22 protein-coding genes and 1 pseudogene are annotated in these 24664 nt (G+C 65.1%); 9 read left to right on the plus strand and 14 right to left on the minus strand.

What is annotated here, in order from left to right; genetic code table 11:
• Window positions 1–267: 267 nt before the first annotated feature.
• Both AC10V3_RS10285 and AC10V3_RS10290 read right to left on the minus strand, forming a co-directional pair.
• Window positions 268–735: a helix-turn-helix domain-containing protein gene (locus AC10V3_RS10285; protein ID WP_022538598.1), complete on the minus strand. Its 468-nt coding sequence runs from the start codon at window positions 733–735 to the stop codon at window positions 268–270.
• A gap of 170 nt (window positions 736–905) precedes the next feature.
• Window positions 906–1211, minus strand: coding sequence for a DUF5372 family protein (locus AC10V3_RS10290; RefSeq protein WP_490923638.1), 306 nt, complete (start codon window positions 1209–1211; stop codon window positions 906–908).
• A gap of 38 nt (window positions 1212–1249) precedes the next feature.
• On the opposite strand from AC10V3_RS10290, the pseudogene AC10V3_RS10295 reads away from it, so the two are divergent.
• Together AC10V3_RS10295 and AC10V3_RS10300 are read left to right on the plus strand one after the other, a co-directional pair.
• Window positions 1250–2023 (plus strand): annotated as a pseudogene (locus tag AC10V3_RS10295) (transposase family protein); the annotation flags it as partial.
• A gap of 164 nt (window positions 2024–2187) precedes the next feature.
• Window positions 2188–2529 (plus strand): helix-turn-helix domain-containing protein, encoded by a 342-nt coding sequence (locus AC10V3_RS10300; RefSeq protein WP_022535146.1) that lies wholly within the window; start codon window positions 2188–2190, stop codon window positions 2527–2529.
• On the opposite strand, the gene AC10V3_RS10305 is transcribed toward AC10V3_RS10300, so the two are convergent.
• From AC10V3_RS10305 to AC10V3_RS10335, 7 genes are all read right to left on the minus strand, one after another.
• Window positions 2466–4676: a xanthine dehydrogenase family protein molybdopterin-binding subunit gene (locus AC10V3_RS10305; RefSeq protein ID WP_022535147.1), complete on the minus strand. Its 2211-nt coding sequence runs from the start codon at window positions 4674–4676 to the stop codon at window positions 2466–2468. The genes AC10V3_RS10300 and AC10V3_RS10305 overlap by 64 nt on opposite strands.
• Before the next feature lie 13 nt (window positions 4677–4689).
• The gene (locus tag AC10V3_RS10310; protein WP_022535148.1) at window positions 4690–5673 is read right to left on the minus strand and encodes an FAD binding domain-containing protein; all 984 of its coding nucleotides are present in this window, start codon (window positions 5671–5673) and stop codon (window positions 4690–4692) included.
• A complete protein-coding gene (locus AC10V3_RS10315) occupies window positions 5673–6341 on the minus strand; it encodes a (2Fe-2S)-binding protein (protein ID WP_022535149.1) in 669 nt (222 codons plus the stop codon). Before AC10V3_RS10315 ends, AC10V3_RS10310 begins: the two co-directional genes overlap by 1 nt.
• 541 nt (window positions 6342–6882) lie before the next feature.
• Complete coding sequence (locus tag AC10V3_RS10320) at window positions 6883–7383, minus strand: nuclear transport factor 2 family protein (RefSeq protein WP_022535150.1); 501 nt, start codon at window positions 7381–7383, stop codon at window positions 6883–6885.
• A gap of 110 nt (window positions 7384–7493) precedes the next feature.
• Window positions 7494–7808 carry a hypothetical protein gene (locus tag AC10V3_RS10325; protein ID WP_022535151.1) on the minus strand — a complete coding sequence of 105 codons (315 nt, stop codon included), beginning with the start codon at window positions 7806–7808 and terminating at the stop codon, window positions 7494–7496.
• 214 nt (window positions 7809–8022) lie between these two features.
• Window positions 8023–9048 (minus strand): FUSC family protein, encoded by a 1026-nt coding sequence (locus AC10V3_RS10330; RefSeq protein ID WP_490923640.1) that lies wholly within the window; start codon window positions 9046–9048, stop codon window positions 8023–8025.
• Between the two features lie 144 nt (window positions 9049–9192).
• Entirely contained in the window at window positions 9193–9495 is a 303-nt protein-coding gene (locus AC10V3_RS10335; RefSeq protein WP_022535153.1) for a hypothetical protein, read from the minus strand.
• A gap of 350 nt (window positions 9496–9845) precedes the next feature.
• Between AC10V3_RS10335 and AC10V3_RS10340 the strand changes: the two genes are divergently transcribed.
• Both AC10V3_RS10340 and AC10V3_RS10345 read left to right on the plus strand, forming a co-directional pair.
• On the plus strand, window positions 9846–10139 hold the full coding sequence (locus tag AC10V3_RS10340; protein WP_022535154.1) for a hypothetical protein: 294 nt from the start codon (window positions 9846–9848) through the stop codon (window positions 10137–10139).
• Between the two features lie 82 nt (window positions 10140–10221).
• Entirely contained in the window at window positions 10222–12210 is a 1989-nt protein-coding gene (locus tag AC10V3_RS10345) for a thioredoxin domain-containing protein (RefSeq protein WP_022535155.1), read from the plus strand.
• A gap of 10 nt (window positions 12211–12220) precedes the next feature.
• Here AC10V3_RS10345 and AC10V3_RS10350 read toward each other — a convergent pair whose 3' ends face one another.
• Both AC10V3_RS10350 and AC10V3_RS10355 read right to left on the minus strand, forming a co-directional pair.
• Window positions 12221–12673: a PA2169 family four-helix-bundle protein gene (locus AC10V3_RS10350; RefSeq protein ID WP_022535156.1), complete on the minus strand. Its 453-nt coding sequence runs from the start codon at window positions 12671–12673 to the stop codon at window positions 12221–12223.
• 213 nt (window positions 12674–12886) lie between these two features.
• The gene (locus AC10V3_RS10355; protein ID WP_022535157.1) at window positions 12887–16777 is read right to left on the minus strand and encodes an ATP-binding protein; all 3891 of its coding nucleotides are present in this window, start codon (window positions 16775–16777) and stop codon (window positions 12887–12889) included.
• Window positions 16778–17035: 258 nt separating this feature from the next.
• Here AC10V3_RS10355 and AC10V3_RS10360 point away from each other — a divergent pair, with 258 nt between their 5' ends.
• A complete protein-coding gene (locus AC10V3_RS10360; protein WP_022535158.1) occupies window positions 17036–18409 on the plus strand; it encodes a tetratricopeptide repeat protein in 1374 nt (457 codons plus the stop codon).
• A 433-nt stretch (window positions 18410–18842) separates the two neighbouring features.
• Here AC10V3_RS10360 and AC10V3_RS10365 read toward each other — a convergent pair whose 3' ends face one another.
• On the minus strand, window positions 18843–20009 hold the full coding sequence (locus AC10V3_RS10365; RefSeq protein ID WP_454751971.1) for an MFS transporter: 1167 nt from the start codon (window positions 20007–20009) through the stop codon (window positions 18843–18845).
• 109 nt (window positions 20010–20118) lie between these two features.
• Between AC10V3_RS10365 and AC10V3_RS10370 the strand changes: the two genes are divergently transcribed.
• Window positions 20119–20619, plus strand: a complete 501-nt coding sequence (locus tag AC10V3_RS10370; RefSeq protein WP_022535162.1) for a winged helix-turn-helix transcriptional regulator — start codon at window positions 20119–20121, stop codon at window positions 20617–20619.
• Window positions 20620–20745: 126 nt separating this feature from the next.
• On the opposite strand, the gene AC10V3_RS10375 is transcribed toward AC10V3_RS10370, so the two are convergent.
• Complete coding sequence (locus AC10V3_RS10375; protein WP_022535163.1) at window positions 20746–21207, minus strand: DUF6130 family protein; 462 nt, start codon at window positions 21205–21207, stop codon at window positions 20746–20748.
• Window positions 21208–21389: 182 nt separating this feature from the next.
• On the opposite strand from AC10V3_RS10375, the gene pdxR reads away from it, so the two are divergent.
• The 3 genes from pdxR (at window position 21390) to AC10V3_RS10390 (ending at window position 23766) form a co-directional block, all read left to right on the plus strand.
• Window positions 21390–22811, plus strand: coding sequence for a MocR-like pyridoxine biosynthesis transcription factor PdxR (gene pdxR, locus AC10V3_RS10380; protein ID WP_349607205.1), 1422 nt, complete (start codon window positions 21390–21392; stop codon window positions 22809–22811).
• Window positions 22812–22922: 111 nt separating this feature from the next.
• Window positions 22923–23375, plus strand: coding sequence for a carboxymuconolactone decarboxylase family protein (locus AC10V3_RS10385; RefSeq protein ID WP_022535165.1), 453 nt, complete (start codon window positions 22923–22925; stop codon window positions 23373–23375).
• Between the two features lie 70 nt (window positions 23376–23445).
• A complete protein-coding gene (locus AC10V3_RS10390) occupies window positions 23446–23766 on the plus strand; it encodes a DMT family transporter (protein WP_022535166.1) in 321 nt (106 codons plus the stop codon).
• Here the strand turns inward: AC10V3_RS10390 and AC10V3_RS10395 are convergent.
• Entirely contained in the window at window positions 23744–24664 is a 921-nt protein-coding gene (locus tag AC10V3_RS10395) for an ATP adenylyltransferase family protein (RefSeq protein ID WP_022535167.1), read from the minus strand. The two genes, AC10V3_RS10390 and AC10V3_RS10395, sit on opposite strands and share 23 nt — an antisense overlap.

Genomic DNA, 24664 nt, shown 5'->3' on the forward strand with positions numbered 1-24664 from the left:
TCGCGATCGCCATGGTTGCCACGATGTCAACCAGATTCTGTTCGATACCTACAGGCAGACTCAGCCCGCTCGTCGCGACTACAGGCACCGGACGAGGCGAGCAGTCTTCGGCCGCACACTTCATCCAGGCGGCCATCCCCTTGAACATGACGAGTGCGCGACCGCGCATCATCGTGTGGCCGCGTCCGCCCAACTCGACGACGTCTTTTCGCAACGCCTCGTAGTATCTGGTCAGCGCATGAACATCGAGCGCTGCAGTGGGGACTTTTATGGCCGTTTTTTTTTCGATCGCGCCAGGGCGCGTTCTACGGTGCGTCGATGCACTGTCAAACCGAAGCGTTCTGCAATCCGCTCGACAAGAACTTGAGCATCGAGACCGTCCTCCGCGGCACGTGCTTCTTCGATGAAGCGCATCACGTCGTCGGTGATCTTGTGTGGTCCGTGAGGACCTCGCTTGTCTGGCAGCAGCCCGACCAGGCCCTCTCGATCGAAGTCGGCCTGCGCCTTGTAGAACGTCGGTCGGCTGACCCCAAAGTGCGCGGCGGCATCGGCGATGGCCTGACCATCGACACGTACGCGACGCAGCATTTCGTAGCGGGCCTGTACCAGATCGCGCGGGTCGAAGAAATCGCCGGCGATAAAAGCGGGATCATCGATGCCCTGCGAGTGAGGATTCACCGTGCCGCTCTCTTCGAGCGCTGCAAGCTTGGGGTCGGATTTTCGGATGCGGGTCATATGTAATCTAAATTATGCCCACGTATTGCCGATGTCAAGGATTTTATACGGACAAAGAATAGCAGTGCCCCCGTAACCTCCCTGCTCTATGCCCGCCCTTGAATCATGCGCCCATGGAGAGGTATAGGCACGGATACTAAAACGGCATAAATATCTTTACATCAACGGCATCATTCCCTTGACATCTTGCGCTTGCGCGCTCGCGGCCCTCCAGATCTCTTAGCCTCCCGCTGTCGGGCAATCAGCGCAACAAGTTGCAACAGGTCCTCGACCCGGAAATGCGATCGTCCGGCCGACGTTACCTCGAATGCGTTTGGCGCCGCTGCGCTCGTCCAGGTCGCCGGCATGCGCCTGAGGTTGCCCATTTCGTCGTAGAAATAGACGCGGTCCTCTCCCCACGCATTGCGCCATTCCAGCAGCGCGAATTCTCGCCCGTAAAGCGGATGGAAGGGATGGGTAACCCGGAAGGATTGCATCCCACCGGTCAGATCACGTGTAGTTGACTGCTTTTGAGAAGGGCCGGGTCGAGCGGATGAACGGTACGTTGCAGGACCGCCTGGTCAAGGAGCTGCGGCTGCGCGGGATCAGCGCGATGGCCGCGGCCAACGCCTTCGTTCCGCATTTCATCGCCGACTTCAACGCCCGCTTTGCCAAGGTGCCGAAGCGCGATTTCGATGCGCACCGGCCGCTGCGTGGCGACGAGGACCTGGCGCGCATCTTCAGCTGGCGCGAGTGGCGCAAGGTGTCGGCCAGCCTCACGCTGCAATACGACAAGGTGATGTATCTGCTTGAGGACCGGCCCGAGCACCGGCGCCTGATCCACCGCTACCTCGAGGTCGCCGAGTATCCGGACGGGCGCATCGAGCTGTGGGCCGATGGCACTGCCCTGCCCTACACCACCTATGACCGGCTCGCTGAGATCGACCAGGGCGCGATCGTCGAGCACAAGCGGCTGGGACACATGCTTGACCTCGCGGCGCAGGTGCAGGCGCTGCGCGACAGCCGCCAGCAAGCCGGGCCCTCGCGCACGCTGGCCGGCGCGCCACCGCGCCCGCACCAGCCGGCGCCGAACACCAAGCGACAGCGGCTGATCAACCGGCTCGATCTGGAACGCGCGATCGCTGCGGCCCCGCTCCATCAGAAGGCGGACCTTTTACCGTTGCCGAGAGCGATGCCACCGCCCCACCCTGAGCCAGCCTCGGTCGCGTCAGGCCAGCACCACCGCCCCACCGCAACCCAGCAAAAGGCGCCAACCCCGCACAAAAAGCACGCTCGCTCCGACATTTGAATTTAGCTGGCGTTACGACCTTTCAAAACCGGCTGGACATTGTTTCTGTAGCGGCTAAGCGGTAATGTCCGGTTCTGGCTAAGTTCAAATGTCCGAGTTTGGCAGGCGTAAGCTTGACGGCTTCCAGCGCGCGGGAGCCCGTCATGCCAGCAGGAGCCATTACCATGACGATACGGCAGATCGACCGGCTCAAGGTCGTTCAAGCGCTGGCCGACGGCTATCTCAAGACCGGGATTGCCGCCTCCAGGCTGGGACTGAGCGCCCGCCAGACCCTGCGCCTGCTGCGGCGCTACCAACAGCACGGCGCTGCCGGCTTGCTGAATCGCCACCAGGGTCAGCCGGCCAACAACCGGACCCCACCGGGCCTTGCGGCGCGAGCGCTCGGGCTGATCCGCGACAGCTATGCCGACTTCGGCCCGACCCTGGCCGCCGAGAAGCTGGCTCATGCCATCAGCTTCTCCTTCGTGATGGGAAGATCCCGTATCCGCTTGCCAGTGGCGTGGTAGACGGCGTTTGCGACGGCCGCGGCAAAGCCGGTAATGCCAATTTCGCCTATGCCACGCGCGCCGAATTCATTGAATTCGAGGTCAGGATGGTTGAGCAGGATCACGTCGATCTCCGGCTGGTCCGCATGCACCGGGACCGCATACTCGGCGTAGTTGTTGTTCCCCGGCATGCCGTCGCGTTCGTCATACTCGGTGGCTTCGAACAAGGCCATCCCGACGCCCATCACGATCGCGCCTTCTACCTGGTTACGGGCAGTGACCGGGTTGATGACCCGCCCCACATCGATCGCACTCACGACCCTGGCCACGCGCAACCGCGAAATGCCGGGGTCCCAGCGCACTTCCACGAAGTGTGCGCCGAAGGACATGAACGACAGCTTGTCGACCGGCGCGCCGCCGGTACGGGCGAAGCCCTCAGCGCTGGCAAATCGCTGGGCATTGAGGACCGAGGCGTAGTCGACAGCGCGCTTGCCGTCGGTCAGGCGGCCATTCTGCATCTTCAGCGTTTCAGGCTTGGCCCCGGCGAAGGCCGCGCCCTCCTGCGTCGCGAAGGTGCGCAGCTGGCCGATCGCGTTGCGCGTGGCTTCGGCCACGGCGGGCAGCACGCTGGCCGTGGCCCATGACCCGCCGGCTACCGGCGCCGCGGGAAAGGCCGAATCGCCCAGCTTGACGTCGATCTTTTCGAATGGCAGCCCGGTCAGCTCGCTGACCGTTTGCGCGACGATCGTGTACATACCGGTGCCGATATCCTGGATCGCGCTGGTCACGGATGCGGTGCCATCGCTGCGCAAGTGGACGCGGGCCTCGGCTGGCGTGCGCCAGGCGTCCCAGTTGCACACCGCCACGCCGTAGCCGACGATCTCGGTGCCAGCCTTCATCGAACCCGGACGCGGATCGCGCCGGTCCCAGCCGAACTTGCGGCTGCCCTGCTCGATGGCCTCGCGCAGATGGTTGCTCGACCACGGAAGGTTGAGGCTTTCGTCGCGTGTGGACAGGTTGGCAAGCCGGAACTGCAGGGGGTCCATGCGGCAGGCCAGCGCCAGTTCGTCGATGGCGGATTCGAGCGCGAACAGGCCCGGCGCGGCGCCCGGGGCACGCATCGACGTCGGCGCGCCCCGGTGCACATCGGTCGTGTGGTGGCTCACCATGACGTTCGGGCACGAATACACACTCTGCGTCATCCCGCCACAGTTCTCGACGTACTGCTCAATGAACGAGGTGGTGTTGACCGATTCATGCCGGATCGACGTGATCTTGCCATCGGCCCCGGCCGACAGGCGCACGCGCTGGCGCGTTTCGGGCCGATGGCCGGTGGTCGTGAACATGTAGGCGCGCGGCACCTCAAGCTTTACTGGCCGGCCGGTCATTCGCGCCGCCGCGCTGGCCGCGACGGAGTGCGGCCACAGGAACAGCTTGGAGCCGAATCCGGAGCCGATGAATGGCGCGTCGACAGTGACGCGTTCGGGCGTGAGGCCGAAGATCTGCGCGATGGTATTGCGATGGACGGTGGCGCCCTGCGTGGCTTCGTAAAGGTGCAGGTCGCCGCCCTCCCACCACGCCAGCGTGGCATGCATTTCCATCGGGTTGTGGGTTTCGACCGGGGTGCGGTAGATGGCGTCGACCTTCACGGCCGACTGGTCGAAGGCTGGCGCCGGTGTGCCGCGTGAGTGCCCTCGCCCACCATCGCGCAGGCCGTTCGCCTTGATGCCATGTTCGAGGTCCGTGACAGGCTTCGTGCGGGCGTACGACACCTTGACGCGGTAGGCGGCCTCGCGGGCGTGCTCGAACGTGTCGGCCAGGACCAGCGCCACCATCTGGCCGCCGTAGTGGACCGTGTTGTCCTCGAATGGCAGCCGGTGCTCGTCGGTGATCGACGCGGTCAGGATCGTCGCGCCCGAGATCGGGCTTTTCGGGATCCGGTAGAGGCGCGGGAAGTTGCCGTTGTGCAGGATGTCGACCATGCCGGGGACGCGGCGCGCCTCGGCGATGTCGATGCCGGTGATGCGGCCGCTCGCCACGGTGCTGTATACCCCGTACGCGTGCAGCATTCCGGGCAGCGAGCGATCGGCCGTATAGAGGGCGGTGCCGGTCACCTTGAGCCGGCCATCGATGCGGCGCGGCGACGCGCCGATAGCAGTGTTGTTCACGCGAGAACTCCCTTCAGGCCGTGACAAGTGACAGGTTTCGCATGACGGCCTGCTGGCCGAGCATGAGCTTGAAGCCGTTCTGTCCGTATGACTGCGCGCCAGCCATCGCCGTGGCGGCTGCCTCGCGGATCAATGCCTCCGAAACCGGTTTGCCGCGCATCACGGCTTCCGCGTTGGCCGCGCGCCACGGCTTGGTCGTGACGCCACCGAGCGCGATACGGATATCCCGCACGGTTTTCCCGTCAAGCGCGATCACGACGGCACTCGAGGCCAGCGCGAACTGGTACGAACCGCGGTCGCGCAGCTTCACGTAAGCCGAGCGGCTGCCGGGCATCGGCGCATCGAGCGTGATATGGGTGATCATCTCGTCGGCTTCCAGTGCGTGTTCCTTCCACGGCGTGTCGCCGGGCAGCAGGTGGAAATCCGCAAACGGAATGTCGCGCTTGCCTTTGGGCCCCTGCACGTGGATCGTCGCGCCAATGGCCACCATGGCCACGCACATGTCGGACGGGTGCGCGGCGATGCAGTGCGGACTGCCGCCGAGCACCGCGTGCACATTGCGATTGAGGCCTTCGATGGCGGCGCAGCCCGAGCCCGGGCTGCGCTTGTTGCACGGCGAGACCCCGTCACGAAAGTAGCCGCACCGCACCCGCTGCATCACGTTGCCGGCGGTCGTGGCCTTGTTGCGCAGCTGTGTGCTCGCACCGGACAGCAGTGCCTGGGACAGCGAGGGGTAATGCTTGCGGATATGGTCGTGCCGGGCCAGGTCGGTGTTGCTGACCATGGCACCGATCCGCACCCGGCCGTCGCCGAGCGGTTCGATCTGGTCGAGCTTGAGCTTGTGGATGTCCACCACGCGGGCGGGCTGCATGATGTCGAGCTTCATCAGGTCCAGCAGCGTCGTGCCGCCGGCCAGGTAGACCGTGTCGCTGCCCCGCGCGTGCAACGTGATCGCCTGCTCGACATCGGCGGCGCGCGCAAATTCGAAGTTCCGCATCAGACGTTCCTCCGGATCTTGCCGCGCGCGTCCTGGATGGCCACCACGATGTTCTTGTAAGCGCCGCAGCGGCAGATGTTGCCGCTCATCGCTTCCCGCACCGCGGCGTCGTCGGCCGCAATCCGCTTGTCCTGCAGGATGCCGACCGCGCTCATCATCTGCCCTGCCGTGCAGTACCCGCACTGGTAGGCGTCGTGATCCCAGAACGCCTGCTGCACGGGGTGCAGCTTGCCATCGCGCGACAGCCCTTCGATGGTCGTGATCTCGTCGCCATCATGCATGACCGTCACCGACAGGCATGAATTGACCGTGACACCGTTCACGATCAGCGTGCACGCGCCGCACTGGCCGTGGTCACATCCCTTCTTCGTCCCGGTCAGATGGAGCTGGTCGCGCAGCGTGTCGAGCAGGATCGCATTGGCCGCCACCGTCAGGCGGTGCGTGGTGCCGTTGACCTTGAGCGTGACGGGATATCCCGCGCTGGCACCGGCTTGCGCGGGCACTTGCGGCGCAGACTGGCCGGATGCCGCAGGGACCCAGGCCGCGCCCGCGATGCCCACGCCGGAGGTGCAAGCGGATTGCAGGAATTGCCGGCGCGAGAGCGTGTCTGCATCGCCATCAAGCGCGATGCTAGGGCCTGCCGAGGGCGCTGTGGTGTGGTCTTCCATGTTCTTTCTCCGTGTCGGAGCGTGGGGAACGCTGGGGTGGCGGCACCGCAAAAAAGGGGCTTGCCTCGCCCATCGGCACGCCTACATTGCAGGTTTGTCATCTTCGCGTGCGCGCAGCGCGGCCAGCGACAAACTTGAACGGTAACGGCAAGGCTGTGAAACATGTGCGGCGCGCTCTAACTTTATTCACAACTTTGGCTTTTTCAAGGACCCGCTGACAGGCGTCGGACAAGCGCAAATGTCTTGCTTTGTCTTATTGCCTCCTCGAAGAAACCAGGCACCAGAATGAAGCACTGCAAAATGCCTTCAAGTCTTGCTCGCCTTTCGTCCGTGGGGTGATCGGGAATCGCTCAATCGCCAGACAGCGTTCGCGCCATGGCTGGTCCTGCCATGTATGGTTGTAGCTGGATCGCTCGCTGACAAACGATTTTTCTGCCCGCGTCGCTTGCGTTTTTCTCAAGCGTTGGAAGGGGAGGAGCGCCCTTCCCCGCTCCTCCCGGATGTCATCGTTACACCCTGCGGCTTGCGCAACACGGCATGCTCAATTTGCAGGATTCGGTGTCACCCGTCGCCAGAATGCATCGAACGCAATGCTGTCGAAGAACGCGTACGCACGGACGATGCGACCGTCCTGCATCTGCAGGATCCAGGCGTAGGAATTGGCATAGCGCTGGCCATCCCGAGCGGTGCCACTGGCGTCGAAATGTGCGATCACCGTGTCCCCTTCTGCGTACAGCCGATGCACCGTGGGCACCAGTCGCGTCTGCATGCGCGCGTTGAAAGGACGGATTACCTCTACCAGGAAGGCATCCCGGCCTGGATAAGTCCGGGATGCCAGTGAATTGCCGGTGATGGTCCAGCGGACGTTGTCGGCGAGAAGATCATAGGGGCTGCCGGTGCCGTCACGCCAGGCATCGAAACTACGCGCGACCAGCGCGCGGTTGCGGTCTTCCTCCGGTGTCGCGGCGCTGGCCATCAGGTGCCACGTGCCGCTGGCGAGCAGCGCGGCGAACAGGAAAAAACGGGCGATGCGCCTGGACATGATTCAACTCCTCAGGGAATTGCCAAAGCGGAGCCTCCGAGCCTGCCGGCAGTCGTAGCGGCATAGGAGACCCCGCTCACGGCGGCCGGGATCGGGGATAGGTGCGCGGGTCAGGCGCCTTCCGTGAACACGTCGCGGCGGCCGTTGTGCGCGCCATCGCTGAAGACATCGCGGCCGCCGATGCGGGCACCATCCACGAACGGATTGCGGTTGCCGGTGCGCGCGCCGTCGACATACGGGTTGCGGGGGCCGTTGCGGGCGCCGTCGGTAAAGGCATCGACCGAGCGGGCCGGCGAGGACGACACGCCGGCAGTGCCCATGCCGGCAACGAGCGAACCGGCATGGGCACTGCCGGCGGCCAGGGTGGCGCCAACGGCCAGGGTCACGGAAGCAACGGCAATCACGCGGGAGAAATGGGCAATCATGGTCAACTCCTGAGGGTACGGAAAATGGATGCTTGGGGCGGCTTGCGTTCAGTCAGTTGGAGCGCGTCGCCGTTGGAATCCACTCTAGAAGTCCGCCGCGGATAGCACTAGGGCGAGGAATGGGGATTGACTCGAAACCAATGGTTGATAACCCAGCGGTGCAGTGGAGGAAGGGAGGAAGCCAACGCCAACAGCTCAGGGCCTTCGGTCCGCCCTATCGGGCGACGTACGGAAATCCATACTGTTCGCTCAGCCGGTCTAGCCGTGTGCGTATGCGGTCCAGCTCGCCGGCCAGCTGCCGCGCCATGATCGGAAGCGGCCCCGGCTCCGGGTTCGCCGCGCCCGCCGGCGGAGCCGGAGGCAAGGCCGGCGTTGGCAATGGCGCCTGGCCGGCTTCGAGCGCGTCGGCCATTGCCAGCAATGCGGCATCGATGCCCGGGTCGTCGCCCTCGCGAAGGCCAGCCTCCTGTTCGATCGTGGCCATGAGTTCCAGCGCGCTGATACACACGCGAGCGCCATGCTGGATTTCTTCCAGGTCGGCGGCCGGCACACCGGTCTCCTTGGCCACTGAGGGAATCAGCCCGCGCAGCGGGATCAGCTTTGCGCCCAGGTCCAGCATTGTCGTCCGCAGCTCCGCGGCGTCGGCGAAGCCGTACTGCATCCTTGTGTGGGCCGACATACTGGCCCGCAACAGCCCGGCAAGCCGGATGCGCCATGAATACGAGGCATAGGCCGGCAACGCAAACGAAAATACCAGCGCAATCGCGGTACCGATGAACACGTCAACGGTGCGCCAGAACGCATCATGGATGTTCTGTTCGCCATGGCCCGCGGTAATCACCGCCGTGATCGCTGCAAGCAGCGCGATATAGCCACCCTTGCCGATGGCGTGGTAGGCGCAATAGCCGCAGACCAAGGCCAACAGCGCATACGTCAGCAACGGCGCGCCAAAGTATGACTGCTGCACGATCAGCGCGAAACCAACCAGTGCCCCGATCAACGTACCGAGCCCACGTTCGGCGGCGCGGCGCCGGATGTTGCCGTGGTGCTGGAGCCCACCGATGACTACCAGCACGGTGATGGTGGCCCACTCCCCATGCGGGATTTCGATGCCGGTGGTCAGGGCAATCGACACCAGCAACGCGAGCGCGACGCGCGTGGCGTGGAACAGTCTGGCCTGCCGGAAACGCCGGTTCGAGTCGAACAGCACATCGGTGGTCTTGCGCAGGATATCGAGCATGGTTGCGTTGCGTCGGGGGCATGGCGTGCGTTCCCGCGCGACAGCCGGCAAGCCGCTGGCGCATGCTTGACTGTTCTGATAACGGGTGCAGCCAGGAGTATTCAAGACTGCACCCGTCGCGGGCGCAAGCGGACGACAAAACCCCTAGATGTCGGGGGCAACCAGAAGCCCACTTTTCACGGTGTGGATCATCGCAAGGCGGTCTTCGACTGCCTTGCGCAGGACTTCGCGGCCCCTGAACGGATCCGTCAGGAAACCGGCGTACTGGCTTGCCCGAATCTGCACCTTGAGACTCATCGTCGTCGATCCGCTCTCCGGCCATGTCACCAGGAACGCCGGATGGCTGTCTGCGCACTCAACGAAAGCAGTGTCAGGGGACGGAAAACAGGAGTCAGCCCCCTGGGCAAGGAACTGGAGATCCTTGTCCTTGAACTCGTAGGTTGCCATTTCTTTCTCCCATCGCTCGGAAGATCGTGGCGTGAAAGTCATTATTGCGGGCAGCCGCCGCATCTGCTCATTCCAATGGTAGTGCAGGCGGTACTCGCCTGGAGCAACACTGAAGCGATCAATCAGATCGTGAGCGGCACGGGGCGCAGCTTTGATGAAGGGCGGCCCAGGGATCGGGCGTCCCGCTGGTGACCTGCCGACCGGACTGTAACTTGAATTGTCCCGGGCGGTTTTTTTTGCCACAGTCACCTTAACCGATCGTTGTCTCTGTTCGGCAAGCCGTCCGGGAACGCAAAAGTGGACGGATCGGACCAGCGCCGTACCTGATCCGAATGGAAACAAGGAGTTGCATGCGCGCTCGCTCACGCCCCTCCAACGCCCGCTACCGCTGGCTGTGGCAGCTCTCGGCCGCAGGTTGGGGGCACTGCGGCCTGGCCTATGTCAGCGGCACACTGCTTGCACCGCGCTGGTGGCCTGCAAGGGAGGCCATGCCCCTGCGGGACCGATACTCTTCGCGGCGCACGGCGCTGGTGCTGTACACCTTTGCCTATCGTGGCGGTGGGGCGCCCGCCGGCACCATGCCACCGCGCGATGGCTTTTCCTGGCGGTACCAGTATTGGGCGAATGGGGCTGGAGTGGCCTGATGCTGGAAACCAGCGACGCACTTGCCGGGCGTCTTGTTCTGCGCCGCCACAGTTGTCCCACCGGCCCAGGCTGGAGATCACGATGACCAACCGGCTCGCCACAGAAACCTCCCCTTACCTCCGGCAACACGCGGAGAATCCGGTCGACTGGCATCCCTGGTGCGAAGAGGCGTTTCGCCGCGCGCGCGACGACGACAAGCCGGTTCTGCTTTCGGTCGGCTACGCCACATGCCATTGGTGCCATGTCATGGCGCACGAATCCTTCGAGAATCCCCGGATCGCCGGCCTGATGAACGAGCGCTTTGTCAGCATCAAGGTTGACCGGCAGGAACGTCCCGACCTCGACGACATTTACCAGAAGGTCCCCCAGATGATGGGACAAGGCGGCGGCTGGCCACTCACGGTGTTCCTGACGCCGCAAGGAGAGCCTTTCTACGGCGGCACCTACTTTCCTCCGGATGACCGCTACGGCCGCCCTGGTTTCGAGCGTGTGCTGCTGAGCCTGAGCGAAGCCTGGAGGCATCGCCGGCAGGAACTGCGCGACACCATCGAGCAGTTTCGCAAGGGGTTCCGGCAGCTCGAAGACGCGGCCCTGAGCCGTGAAGCCGCGGATGTCGAGGACCTGCCCGCGCAGACCGCCCTCGCCCTCGCGCGCAATACGGATCCGACGCATGGCGGGTTGGGCGGAGCGCCCAAGTTTCCCAACGCAAGCGCCTACGACCTCGTGCTGCGCATCTATCAACGGACTGGTGAACCCGCACTGCTTGGAGCACTGGAGCGCACGCTCGACGGCATGGCGGCCGGCGGCATCCATGATCAGATTGGCGGTGGGTTCGCCCGCTACAGTGTCGACGAACGCTGGGCCGTGCCCCACTTCGAAAAGATGCTTTACGACAACGGCCAGCTAGTCACGCTCTACGCCAACGCCTATCGCCTGACCGGAAAGCAAGCCTGGCGCCGTGTATTCGAGGGAGCTATCGCGTACATCCTGCGGGACATGACGCACCCCGACGGCAGCTTCTATGCTGGCGAAGATGCCGACAGTGAAGGCGAGGAAGGCCGCTTTTATGTCTGGACAGCGGCCGAGGTGAAGGCAGTCCTGGGCGAATCCGAGGGGGCCCTGGCGTGTCGTGCCTACGGCGTGACCGACGGCGGGAACTTTGAATCCGGCAGATCGGTGCTCCACCGTGCGGTCACGCTGACCCCGCTGGAGGAGGCGCGGCTCGAAGGCTGGCGCGAGCGGCTGCTGGCAGCACGCGCCCGGCGCGTGCGCCCCAGCCGCGACGACAACATTCTCACCGGCTGGAACGGTCTCATGATCCAGGGGCTCTGCGCGGCTTACCAGGCGACGGGCAACCCCGCGCACCTCGCCGCCGCGAGGCGGGCCGCCAGCTTCATCCAGGACAAGCTCACCATGCCAGACGGCGGCGTGTACCGGTGCTGGAAGGACGGCACAGTCAAGGTGCCAGGGTTCCTGGAAGACTATGCCTTCCTGGCCAACGCCCTGATCGACCTCTACGAATCCTGCTTCGACAGGCGATACCTGGATCGCGCAGCCGAACTCGTGGCGCTGATCATCGATAAATTCTGGGACGACGGGCTGTATTTCACGCCCCACGATGGCGAGCAACTGGTGCACAGGCCTCGCGCGCCATATGACGGCGCATCGCCGTCAGGCATTTCAGCCAGCGTGTTCGCCTTCCTGCGCCTGCACGAACTCACCGGCCAGGATCGCTATCGTGACCTCGCCGAGCACGAATTGCAGCGCTACCGGCCTGCCGCCACCGCGGCCCCGGCCGGCTTCGTGCACCTCCTGGCCGCCTGGGACTTCGTGCAGCGCGGCGCGTTCGGGATCATTCTTGCCGGCGATAAGGCGGCTGCCGCCCCATTGGTGGAAAGCGTTCACCGCACCTACCTTCCGGCACGCGTCCTGGCATTCGCCGAAGACGTTCCCGTCGGCCAGGGGCGGCTCCCGGTCGACGGCCGGCCGGCAGCCTACGTGTGCCGACATCGCACCTGTACCGCACCGGTAACCAGTGGCCAGGCGCTCCTTGAACGCTGCGTGGGGTGACTGTGCGCCCTTAGTGAATCTGCATGCCGCGCATGGCATGAATCCGCTCATGATGCTGCTTCAACGCATCATACTGGCGCTGAAGCGCTGCGCTGGCCTCTGGTGGCAGCGGCTTCATCATGACGGACTGATACTCACGCCTGGCAGCATCTTCCTCGTGCTCGCACATCCCCAGCACGGCGTCGTCATTGTTTGGCTGCAGCATGTGGCGGAACGCCATCCAACCGCGGAACAGCGTGCCATTCATGCTACCCCGGTCAGCCGGCTGGCCGCCCATTGCACTGACCAGGGACTGCAGTTCCCTCACCGACGCCCGGTAGGAATCCGCGGTACTGGTCAGAATGTCGCGGAGCTGCGCATCGCGCACTTCACTGGCACCGCTCATGCAGGCCAGTTCGCTGTCCTTGCCAGCCTCGATCAGCTGGTTCAGCGCCAGGACAGTTTGCTGCTGGTTGTCGCCCATGGAATTCTCCCAACATGTACAGGCGTCGGAGACGCCGTCAACATGAATCGGCCGGTTCGCGCCGGGCCCCAGCTGCCTGCTCGTTCACAGCGTTCACAGGCAAGGCGTGACTCCATGATAGGAGATGCCCGAACCCTGGCGGGAAGGTGTCCGGCTCGCTACAGGCGTTAGCTGCGGGAGCAGGAATTTCGATCAGGAAGGGCCTGATGCGCCTTATTCGATGCGCGATGCCGCTTCCAACCGCTCCAGTGCCGCAGCAATGGCACCCAGTGACTCATTCAGACCGGCCGCCTGTGCCTCGTCCCTGAGCAGCCGCAACCGGGCGCAAAGCGCGGGCGTGCTCCCGCCCCCCTCTTCCCGTCCGGCGTAGATCAGGGCGCGGCCCCTGCGGATCAGGAAGTCTCCCCAGGGAAACGGCTCATGCTGCATGTAGTCCTGTAGCGCCGCCAGGTAGCGTTCGGCTTCCTGCCACCGGCGCGCGGCCAGTGAAACTTCGATTGCAGCTTCGAGCAGGTCGACGTGGCAATGGCTCACGCAGCCCTGGGCCAGAATGGCCTCGCCCTGGCGCAGGGCATCGAGCTGCTTGTCCGGATCGCGCGTGGTGCGCGCAAGGAATGCCAGCACGGTTGGCCCTGAATACCGCACGCCGCTGGCGTGGCTCAGCTGCAGCGCCTCGTCGAGCAGGGACTCTGCCTCCTGCACCTGGCCGAGCGCGCCGATGGCCAGGCCAAGCCGCGCCAGCACTTCAGCCTCGAAGCGCCGGGCCCCCAACCGGCGCGTCAGCGCCAGTGCCAGCCGCGCGTGCGCTTCGGCACGCAGCCAGTCGCCGGCGAGCTGCGCGGTCGATGTCATCACGTCGTAGGCCAGCATTTCGCTGCGCGCATCGTTGATGCGCCGCGCCAGGCGCAGCCCTTCGTCGCAACTGGCCTGCGCGGCCGCAAGCTGGTTGCGGAACAGTTCCACCGCGCCCACCATCGACAGGTTGGCACATTCGATGCGGATGAAGCCGTGCACCCGCGCCAGCTCGACGCAGCGGACAAAATGCGCATGCGCGGTCAGCATGCGGCCCTGCTGGTAGTACGCGTCACCGAGGCCACCGAGAGCTCGCGCCTCGCCCAGCACCGAACCGGCCGCCCTAGCATGGCCGAGGGCGCGCTGGTGGGCGGCGAGACACGCGTCCATGTCGCCCATCGGGAAATAGAGATTGCCGCGCAGCGATTCGATCTCGGCCAGCCGCTCGGGCTGGCCAAGGGCAGCGGCAGCCTGCTCCGCCTCGCGCAGCGCCGCCAGGGCTTCGTCATAGCGGTCGAGCAGGCGCAAGGCGGCCGCCGTGCCGAGCCACACCCGTGCCCGCTGTGCCGCATCGGTCGCCAGCAATTGCGCTTGCCGAAAGGCCTGCAGGGATTCCGTCGGCAGGCCCAGGTCAAGTGCCAGCTCGCCGTGCAGGCAGGCAAGCGTGTGCCTGCAGGTGTCGTCGCTATCCAGGCGCTGCGCACGCTCGACCAGGCGCAGCGCGCGCTCGCCGCGGAAGTGTGCTGCCTCATGGCGCGCCGCGGATGCATAGGCCTCAGGCGCACGTGGATCGCCTGCGGCATCCAGGTGCTCGGCCACCAGCGCCGGGTCCCGCCCTTCGTACCAGGCGGCCGCGCGCCGGTGCAGATTCTGTCGCCGCGACTTGAGCAGCGAGGCGTACACCGCCTCATGGATCAGCGCGTGCATGAACAAGTAGTCTTCGCCTTCCGGCCGGGCCATGGCCTCCTGCACCAGGCGCTCGCAAGCGTACGCGGGATCCTCGATCAAATGCCGCAGCGCGGCCGGGCCAAAGCGCTGGCCCAGTACGGCAGCGGCCTGCAGCGCCTGCCGGTCGGCGGCACCGAACCGGTCCAGCCGCGCCAGCACGATGCTCTGCAGCGTCCCGGGCAACTCGTCCGCGCCCGCCTCCGCGCCGCGCAGCAACTGGTCGAGAAACAGTGGATTCCCCTCGGCCCGGCGAATACAGGAAGCGGCCACGGCAGGATCGACCTGCCGATGGCAGGCTGCCAGTTCGTGCGCCTCGGTATCGTCGAGCGGCCCGAGGTCGATGGTGGTCAGCGACGCGCCCTGGCTGGTCGCCCGCCAGGCCGCATCGAGCGGGTCGTGCTCCGGGCGTACGGTCAGCACCAGGATCAGCGCGTGGCTGCGGGTTGCCGCCGCCAGCTGCGCCAGGCAATCGAGCACCGTGCGCTCGGCCCAGTGGACGTCCTCAACCACGATCAGCTGCGCCCGCGCGGCACTGCGGCGGGTGGCCAGTGTCGCCATCAATCGCTGTGCGCCGCGTTGCCGGCTGGCGGCGTCCATCGCGGCCAGTGCGGCGGCCTGCTCCGCGGACTGGGGCAGCTCTAACATGTCGCGAGCGAACACAAGGTCGTCTTCGCCGAGTTGCAGGGCTGCGAGCGCTTGCTCGATTGCCGCGCCTGTCGCTTCTTCGGCGCCGCAGCCATCCGCCTCCGCACGAGGCGCGGCGCCAAGCAGACTGCGCGCGAGCATGCGCAAGGGATCGCCGCCGCTGCCGGCGCCGAAGTCGAGCACAAGCGCCCGGTGTGCCTCCAGGCCATGCTCGCGCGCCAGCGCGACGAAGCGGTCGGCGAGCCGGCTCTTGCCGATGCCCGCCTCGCCGCGGATCAGCACGACCCGGCCATGGCCGGACCGCAGGCAGCTGTCGGCAACGCCGGCGAGCTGGGCCAGCTCCGCTTGCCGCCCGACAAAGGCGTGCTGCGCCGGTGCCTGTTCCACGCCGAGGAAGCGCCGCACGCGCCAGAGCGGAATCGGCTCGGCCACGCCGGGGAGCACGGCCTGTGCCACGCAGTCGGCTTCGAGGCGTCCGGGCAGCGCCTGGTAGACCCGGTTAGACACCATGGTTGCGCCAGGCTCGACGCGCTCCATCGCCTGCAAGGCCACGCCAACCGGCCCGCCGGTCAGCGTCATGCCGCTGTCGCCGCGGGCCGCCAGCACTTGGCCGCTGGCCAGGCCTACGCGCGCCAGCAGCCTGGCGTTGGCGGATTGCGCCAGCCGCGCCAGACCGGCATGCAGCGCCCCGGCGGTGTGCAGGGCGCGCTCGGCGTCATTCCCATGCGCCACCGGAACGCCAAACACGATGGTCAGCCGGGTGCCGATTTCATCGGTGATATGGCCGCCGCAGGCGCTGGCCAATGCCCTGGCCTGCTGGCGCCAACGGGCAAGGGCCTCGTGCAATGGCTCGGGTTCCAGGCCAGCGCTGCTATCGTCCAGGCTGGCTACCAGGACCACTGCGTGGCGCAGCTGCGGCTCGGAAGCCATTGCGGCCGAGGCAGGTGGCACCACGGCACCGTCGTCAGCGGCCGGCATGCCAGCCACCGGCTCGCGGCGGGCCCGCAGCATTGCCTGGTACAGCGCCTCGGTCTCGGGCTCAGGCGATACCCCGAGTTCGCGTTGCAACGCCGCCCGACACAAGCGGTACTGCTTGAGCGCCAGCGCCTGCCGGCCCTGGCGTTCATACAGCCGGATCAGCGTCCGGTGCACGCTTTCCTGCAACGGATCGAGGGCAAGAAGCCGGGTGGCAGTGGCGATGGCCCGCTCCGTCTCGCCAGCCTGCTCGTGGTGCGCCAGCGACCTGGCCATGGCCGCCAACGCCACGCCGCGCAGACGCTCGCGTTCGATCGCCAGCCAGTGGTCGAACGCCGGCGCGGCGGCATGAAAGCCCTCCAGCAAGTCACCCCGGTACAGCGCCGCGGCGCGCTCCAGCGACGCGGGCGTGGCTTCACGGGCACACTGCTCGAACTCGCACACGTCGACCTCGATTTCGCCGAGCGTCACGCAGTCGGCTTCCGCCAGCACCACGTGCTGGCCAGCTTCTTCCAGTGCGCGCCGCGCCGCGCTGAGTGCCTGGCGCAGGCTGCTGCGCGCCTGTTCGGTATTGCTTTCGGCCCAGCACAGTGCGGCCAGCTTGTCGCGCGGCTGGGCACGCCCTTGCGCCAGCGCGAGATAGGCCAGCACGGCGCGCGCCTTGCGGGCAGAAAGCGAAATCGGCGTTCCGTCTGCAGAACTCAGCTGGAAGCCGCCGAACAGGTCAAGACGGGCGCGGGCCATGATAGGGAAACCTGAAAGCCCATCATTTATAGGCGACGGCACGGGCCCGTGCGCGCCTCGGCAGCACAAAGATACGAAGCCGGTACTTCCTGGCCTGCCGCAATTTTCACGCTTCTTTCACGCTGGATTGCCGCGCCCGTTCACGCCGGCTACCTAGCATGACGACAACCCCGGCCCGCGTGGCATCTGTCAAAGCAGGCGAACAGGGGGCCGCCATCGAGGCAAGCGCTGCCTCAGTCACACTGGAAGGATTGCGTCATGACACATACTGACTCGCGGGGTGTTTCGGTCTCGAGCACCAACACCAACTCGCTGGAGCGCTTCGAAGCCGCCCTGGAATTGCTGCATGGGTACTATGGCGACCCGCTTACGGTGATCGACCATGCCCTGGCCGAAGATCCGGGCTTCGTGATGGGCCATGCCATGCGCGCGGGGATGATGATCACAGCTGGCGACGGCACCGTGGAGCCGATGCTCAGGCAGAGCGTCGAGGCAGGCGAAGCGCTGTGCGCCAGCGCCAACGAGCGCGAGCGCCGGCATATCGCGGCGGCACGCGTCTGGCTGGATGGCCACTTCGCACGCTCGATCCAGCTATACGGTGACATCGTGGTCGACTATCCGCGCGACAGCCTGGCGCTGCAGATCGCCCATATCGGGGACTTCCTGCTCGGGCAGTCCACCCTGCTGCGCGACCGCATCGCCCAGGTGCTGCCCCACTGGAATACGCGCGTACCCGGCTTCGGCTATGTCCTTGGCATGCATGCGTTCGGCCTGGAGGAAACGCACTTGTACGAGCAAGCGGAGGAACGCGGACGCTTTGCACTGGAACTGAACCCGCGCGATCCCTGGGCGATTCATGCAGTCGCCCATGTGATGGAAATGCAGGGCCGCCAGGACGAAGGCATCGACTGGCTGAGCGGGCGCGCTGCCGACTGGTCCCAGGACAATATGATGGCCGTGCACAACTGGTGGCACCTGGCGCTGTTCCATCTCGAACTCGGCCATACCAGGCAGGTGCTGGACATCTACGACGCGCACATCCGCGAGAACCACTCGTCGGTGGCGCTGGAGCTGATCGATGCCTGCGCCATGCTGTGGCGCCTGCACCTGCGCGGCATCGACGTGGGCGAGCGCTGGAATGAACTGGCCGGCACCTGGCAGGCGCGCGGCGCCGAAGGCTACTACGCCTTCAACGACACCCATGCTGCCATGTCCTATCTCTGCGCGGGGCGCGACAGCGCCCTGTCCGGCCTGCTTGCCAGCATGCGCGCAGCGGCAGGAGGCAGCGACACAAACGCCATGATGACCCGCGAGGTCGGCCTGCCGGTGACCGAGGCCCTGGTCTCCTTCTCGCGGCGAGACTACGACCACGCCATCGGGTTGCTGCTGCCGGTGCGCCAGATCGCGCATCGGTTCGGCGGCAGCCACGCCCAGCGCGATCTCATCAACCTGACGCTGATCGAGGCGGCGTTGCGAGGCCAACGCGCCAACCTGGCCTGCGCGCTGGCGGCCGAGCGCATGGAGCTCAAGCCGATTAACCCCAGCCTCAGCAAGCTGGCGCAGCGCGCCTCAGCGCTCCAGCGCGAAGCGACGGACGGCCCGGGGGATGCGGCCGCGGTGAAGGTGGCGTGAGCGGCAAGTAGCGGGGTACCCATGGCAGATACAGGGCGTTGTACGGTGTGGCGCCCTGAATCACCTAAGCTTTGAGGCATGACTCTCAAAGCGGCTCCCATGCACTGCACCCTCCTCCCTCGGCCTGGCCGCGCCTTGCGCTGCGTGTTGGCCGAGTGCACCGTCATCGCCCTGCTGGCCGCGGCCATGGCGGGATGCGAGGCGCCCCCGCGGGATACCTCGGCAACGCCTGCGCCGCCCCGCGTGCCCATCGCGCCCGGTGACGACGTGTACCCTGCCCCGACCTCCGTGCGCGACACTCGCGCCCGTCCGGCGCCCGCTCCCTAGCTGGGCGCATTTTTGGCTGCGCCGGCGCGGGCGACCTGGATCGCCTGCATCAACGCAGCGATCCAACAGAGAGCATCATGTAGTAGATGAACGCGGAAGCCGTCGGCTACGATGCATGCGCGACATGGCCGCGAGGTGCGATCCGTTGCTGTGCCCATTCGGCGGCTAGCAGGGAGGCGGCGATGAGTGCGGCCCCGACGAGGCCAAGCGCATGTCGGTCCAGCCAGGTGAGCGCTGCGGCTCCGATGACGCCGGACATCGAGACTCCGATGTAGACCGCAGCAGAGTTCAGCCCCAGCAACAGGGGTGACGCAGCCGGCGACAGGCTGATCAGCCGATGCTGTTGCGGTACCAGTAGCCCCCAGCCGCACAGGCCCCAGACGATGATCGCCGGGATCGCTGTTGCAAGCGATGCGGATGTCCACGGCATCAGGGCGAAGTCAATCGCTGCGATCGCAATTGCGGTATTAATGATGCGCCGGCTGCCGAATCGGTCTGTCAGCCGGCCCGCCGCGAGATTGCCGACAGTGGCGGCAACACCCCACAGCAGCAGCATCCCGGCCAGGACTTGCGAGTCGCCGCCGGTTGCGCGCTCAAAGCTCACTCCGACATACGTGTAGACCACGAAAAGCCCCGAGTACGCGAGCCAGGTGGTCAGCAGTGTCAACAGGATGCGGGCGTCAGCGAGCGGCGCCAGGCGGCGCGCCAGGCTGAGGGCCGGGGGCGAAGCAATGTCTGGAAGCAGCCGCCAGACGCCAACGCCGGCGACCGCGCCTACGCCAGCGACGAACCACATCGTGGCTCGCCAGTCGAGCCAACCGCCGAGGTAGGTGCCAAAGGGTGCACCCAGCGCCGTAGCGCTGGACAGGCCGGCAATGATGATCGCCAGCGCACGACCGCGCTGCTCGGAAGGCACCAGCGACGCCCCGGCGGCGGTCGCCGTGGGACTGTACATCGCGGCACCCAGGCCAGCCAACAGACGGCTCGCGAGCACGAGCCCAATGCTCTGCGCGAGTGCTGTTATCACGTTGCCAAGGACAAACACGGCCAGGCCCGCAAGAAGTAGTCGTTTGCGCGGCCAATGCGCCGCTGCCGCAGCAAGGACGGGTGACAGCAACGCATAACTTAGCGCATAGAGCGTCACCATCTGTCCGGCAAGTGCCACCGATACGTCGAGCGAACCAGCCACCTGCGGCAGGATGCCGGCGACGACGAAGCTGTCCGTGCCTATGGCGAACATGCCGCCGGCCAATACGATGAGACGTCGATCCACGGTGAATTTCCTTCTTGGCCCATGCGGGCAAAAGTTGCGTGACGAAACTATTCGGCGCAAGATAGCATGGCAAGTTGCGTGACGCAACTTATGTGAATAGAATGCGGCCATGTACCGTAAATCCTTTGACGGAATGAACTGTTCCATCGCCCGCGCACTCGAGCAGGTAGGCGAGTGGTGGAGCCTGCTGATCGTTCGCGAATGCACCCTGGGCACCACGCGCTTTGACGACTTTCAGCGTCGGTTGGGCATTGCGAGGAACGTGCTGACGGCTCGTTTGAACACACTGATCGAGCACGGCGTGCTGGAAAAGGTGCCCCTGGAGGACGCCGAACGGCGCCAGGAGTACCGGCTGACCCCGAAGGGCGAGGCGCTGTACCCTGTGCTGGTGGCGCTACTGCAGTGGGGCGATCAGTGGTGCGAGCACGACGCGCCCATTCGCCTGGTTGAGCATCAGTCCGGAAAACCCATCGATCCCGTTGGCCCTCGTGGGGATCGAGGCAAGCTGCTCACCTTCCGCGACATTCGACTGGAACCTGGACCTGGCGCGACAGCGGCTACGGTGCAATCAGTTGGCACTCGGAATCGCGCGATCCTGGGCGAGGAGTAACCTCTCCCGCTGACGGCCGGCTCCTTGACGGAGCCGCCACAGGCATCGGTGCGGACATTGCTGCCGTGGCCGTGAACATCTTGCCGCAGGCCTATGCCGCGTCTCCCGGATGAGAACGCACAGGCCTCAATGCTGGTGGGGTTTTGACGTCTTCAGGTCTGGGACGGTGACGGAAACTGTCTCGCTGGCAAGAATCTTGTGATTGGGATCGGCAAGCTCGAGCCGAAGCTTGTGCGCGCCAGGCGTCAATCCAACCAGGATGATCGGATCTTCGCTGGTGTGTGCCCAGGTTCCGTGCCAGTCGTCAACCGTCACATGGAGGTGCCCGATACGCGGCGACACTTCGACAGCGGTCTTGCCGAATACCGGCATGACGCGGAAGTTCTCTGTCCGGAACTGAATGATAACGACGCCTCGAGCCAGCGGCGCAGCCAGCGGCGGATATGCAATGAGTTTCGGCGCCGGTTCCGATTCGAGCGGCAGGATCGCCGGGGGACGGCCGGTATCCGGGGCGTTCTGCGCGAAGGCAGCAACGCAGAAAGCAGCGCCGGCAGCGGCGACCGACAAGTGCCTGAAGAGGGATCGCATGGTTTTTTCCTTTCGCGGCGAGGCTGGCCAAGGGGCGCAAGGCCGCTGACACTTCGCTTGTAGGTACAGAGTAGTAGCTAGAGACCAAACGCGGACTTTGGCTATGCCGCTTGCCGATCAGGGCAGTCGCGTCCGTATCCACCGATATCGAATTCATAACGATGCTCGCAGCTGACTAGTCCATGACCACAGCGAAGCCCAGCCCCATCTCGCGATTGGACCCGACGGCGGCCACCCCACGCTACCGACAGATCTACGATCGGTTTCGCGACGCCATTGCCAACGGCGTATTGAAGCCGGGCGACCGAATTCCTTCTGCAAGAGCCCTGACCAAGGAGTTGGGATTGGCCAGGGGGACTATCGACGCGGCCTATTCCTTGCTGGCTGCCGAGGGATACATTCAAGCCCGCGGCCAGGCAGGCACCATCGTGGCGCCCGATCTCAAGCCGCGCGTGCCGATTGCAGGCCCGCGCCGCCCGCCCGACAGCCGGGCCGGTTCAACGAGCTTTCGTCCAGATTCGATCTTGCCGTTCCAGATGGGATTGCCTGCGCTGGACGCATTTCCCCGCAAGGTCTGGGCCCGCCTGGGCGCGCGCTGCGCGCGCGCGATGCAACCATCGGATATGGTTCATCCCCCCGTGTACGGCGTGCCGCAACTGCGTTCCCAAATCGCAGCCTATCTGCAGGTTTCGCGTGGCATCAGTTGCTCGCCGGCTCAGATTTTCGTGACCTCGGGATATCGTCACACCATGGAGTTGATTGCGCATGCGCTCTTGAAGGCTGGAGATCGCGTCTGGCTGGAGAACCCCGGATACCCACCCACGCGGGAGCTACTGGGACATATGCATATCAAAGCGGTCCCGGTGCCAGTGGACCAGGATGGCATGGTCGTCGCGGATGGAATCAAGTTGGCACCACGAGCACATGCCGCGGTAGTCACGCCGGCCCACCAGAGCCCGCTGTGCGTATCATTGTCTCTTCCCCGGCGCTGGGCACTGCTGGACTGGGCCGAGCGAAGCAAGGCATGGATTATCGAGGACGACTACGATGGCGAATACCGCTATGTCAGCCGCCCGCTTCCTGCGTTGAAGAGCCTGGATCGCGAGGGCCGGGTACTCTACGCGGGCACATTCAGCAAAGTGCTTTTTCCTGGCATCCGGCTTGCCTATCTGGTCGTGCCGGAAGCGCTGGTCGAACGGTTCGAACAGATCAGCCAGGCCTTGACAGGCGGAAGTCCCGCGCTTACCCAGGCGATCGTCACAGCCTTTATCGCGGAAGGCCATTTCGCTCGACATATCCAAAAGATGCGGAAGCTTTATGCCGAGCGTCGGGACGCCACCGCCGCAGGCCTGGGGAGCGTTCTTGGCGAACATATGCGAATCGATTCACAGCCCGGTGGCATGCACCTGATCTTGCGGCTGCAAGGCAAGCTGTCAGACCGCCGGCTCGTTGCGCGCATGCGGGAAGCGGGACTGTATGCGGAAGCATTGACGGATTGGACGATAGGTCGTGACGACGCATCGGCCTTGCTTCTCAACTTCACCAACATCGATTCCCGGAAGACCGCGGAAGGCCTGGCAAAGCGTATCCTGGCCCTGATATGACCGGTCCGCCGAGTATTCATGGCCTAGTGAGGAGCATGGATCTTGGACCTTCCCGGATAGGCCAAGGTACACCAAGATGAAGTCCTTCATCAACCACTTCAAGGACACATCATGGCCCATCGCATCGACTACACCAAGGCATCTCCCGAGGGGTACAAGGCTTTCGGCGGCGTGTATGTCACGCTTCAGAAGAACGACCTGCAAAAGGAACTGGTCGATCTCGTGTATCTGCGGGTCTCGCAGATCAACGGCTGCGCATTCTGCATCGATATGCACTCGCGCGACCTGCTCAAATCCGGCCTTGCGGTGGAAAAGCTCGTTCTTGTGCCCGTATGGCGCGACGCCGGCGAAGTCTTCAGTGCTCGCGAACGGGTCGCGCTGCGTTGGGCGGAATCCGTGACTCGCGTGGCCGACACGGGCATTCCCGATGCAGACTACCAGGCCGCGGCAGCCGAGTTCAGCGACAAGGAACTCGCCGACCTGACCTATGCCATTGGCCTGATGAACGCATTCAATCGCTTCGGCGTTGCGTTCCGATCGAGGCCGGCCGCCATCAAGGCCTGATAAGCCAGGAAGCGGGCGCCTCTCATAGCGCTCGCTTTTTCGAACTCATGGTTGAATGGATCTGTCACTCATGGCATGGACATTACTCAGCTTGGCCGGCGTTCTCGAAATCGCATTCGCGTTCTTTATGAAGTCGTCGTTCGGCTTTACACGACTGATACCTGCTGTGCTCACTGTCGCTACTGGCCTGGCCAGCGTCATTCTGCTTTCCATCTCGCTTCGCACCCTGCCAGTAGGGACCGGCTACGCGGTCTGGACCGGCATTGGGGCAGCTGGTACGGCGATTGTGGGAATAGCCTTCCTGGGGGACTCTGGCTCGCTGATGAGGATCCTCTGCATTGTCTTCATCCTGGCTGGCGTTATTGGGCTCAAGCTGGTCTCAGCAAACTGAGACCATTCTTCGGCGCTGCTGCAGCGCGCCGGAGGAAATTCATCGGTCCAAGGCCCTCAATGGCCCGCATCTGCGCCTCATCCCGGACAAACAACGAGCCGGCGAACGCCAGGCCATTGACCGAGATGCCTTCAACGCATTCCGTGGATCTCGGCACCAGCAGCAGCCCTGTGGACATGACCAGCAGGTTGTAAGGTGCCGACTGGCGCAGTCCGCCATCGACATCGACCGCCTTCACGCCAACCGCATCGAGCAGTGCGCGGTAGCGCTCGCACGCCGTGCATGCCATCTCGTGCACGGGCGCCGCAAACAGATCCAGCGGCGCGAACGCATGCGCAAATCCCAGGCCGGGGACGGCGCCGAGGATGCCGGCGCTCCGCGCCGACTCCAGCAAGGGGCCAATCGGCAGCGCCGGGCCACCCTCGGCGAACGGCAGCGGCACGATCTGCAAGTGCTTGTGGACCTGGCTCGCTCCCGCGGCTGCCCCACTGTTGTAGAAGCCCAGGCTTCCGAACTCCGCCATGCAAACCAGCAGCGCGGCAAAGTCCGCCACGGTCAGCAATGATTCCTGCAGTTCGAAGCGGCGGGTGACGATGAGCAGGTGATGCTCGATGACATTGAACTTGTTGAGCAAGGCCACATGGGTATCGGAGATATCCGCGACAAACAGTTCGGGGTCATAGGGCAGGAATGGATTGCCCCCGGCACTGCCCGCCCTGCGTGCCTTGTCCTTGTGAGCCAGGCTCGACACCTGGCGGACGAGAAACCGCACGCCGCCGTCCTCGATCGCCGTCTGGACGGTTTCGATCGGGCACAACGCCCCGCTCTGCAGGGCGTGTGCCGTCTGTCGCACGATGGCCGGCCACAGCGTGCCGGGCTGAAGGTGTGGATGGTGCAT

The sequence above is a fragment of the Cupriavidus sp. PB-02 genome, from assembly GCF_058252315.1.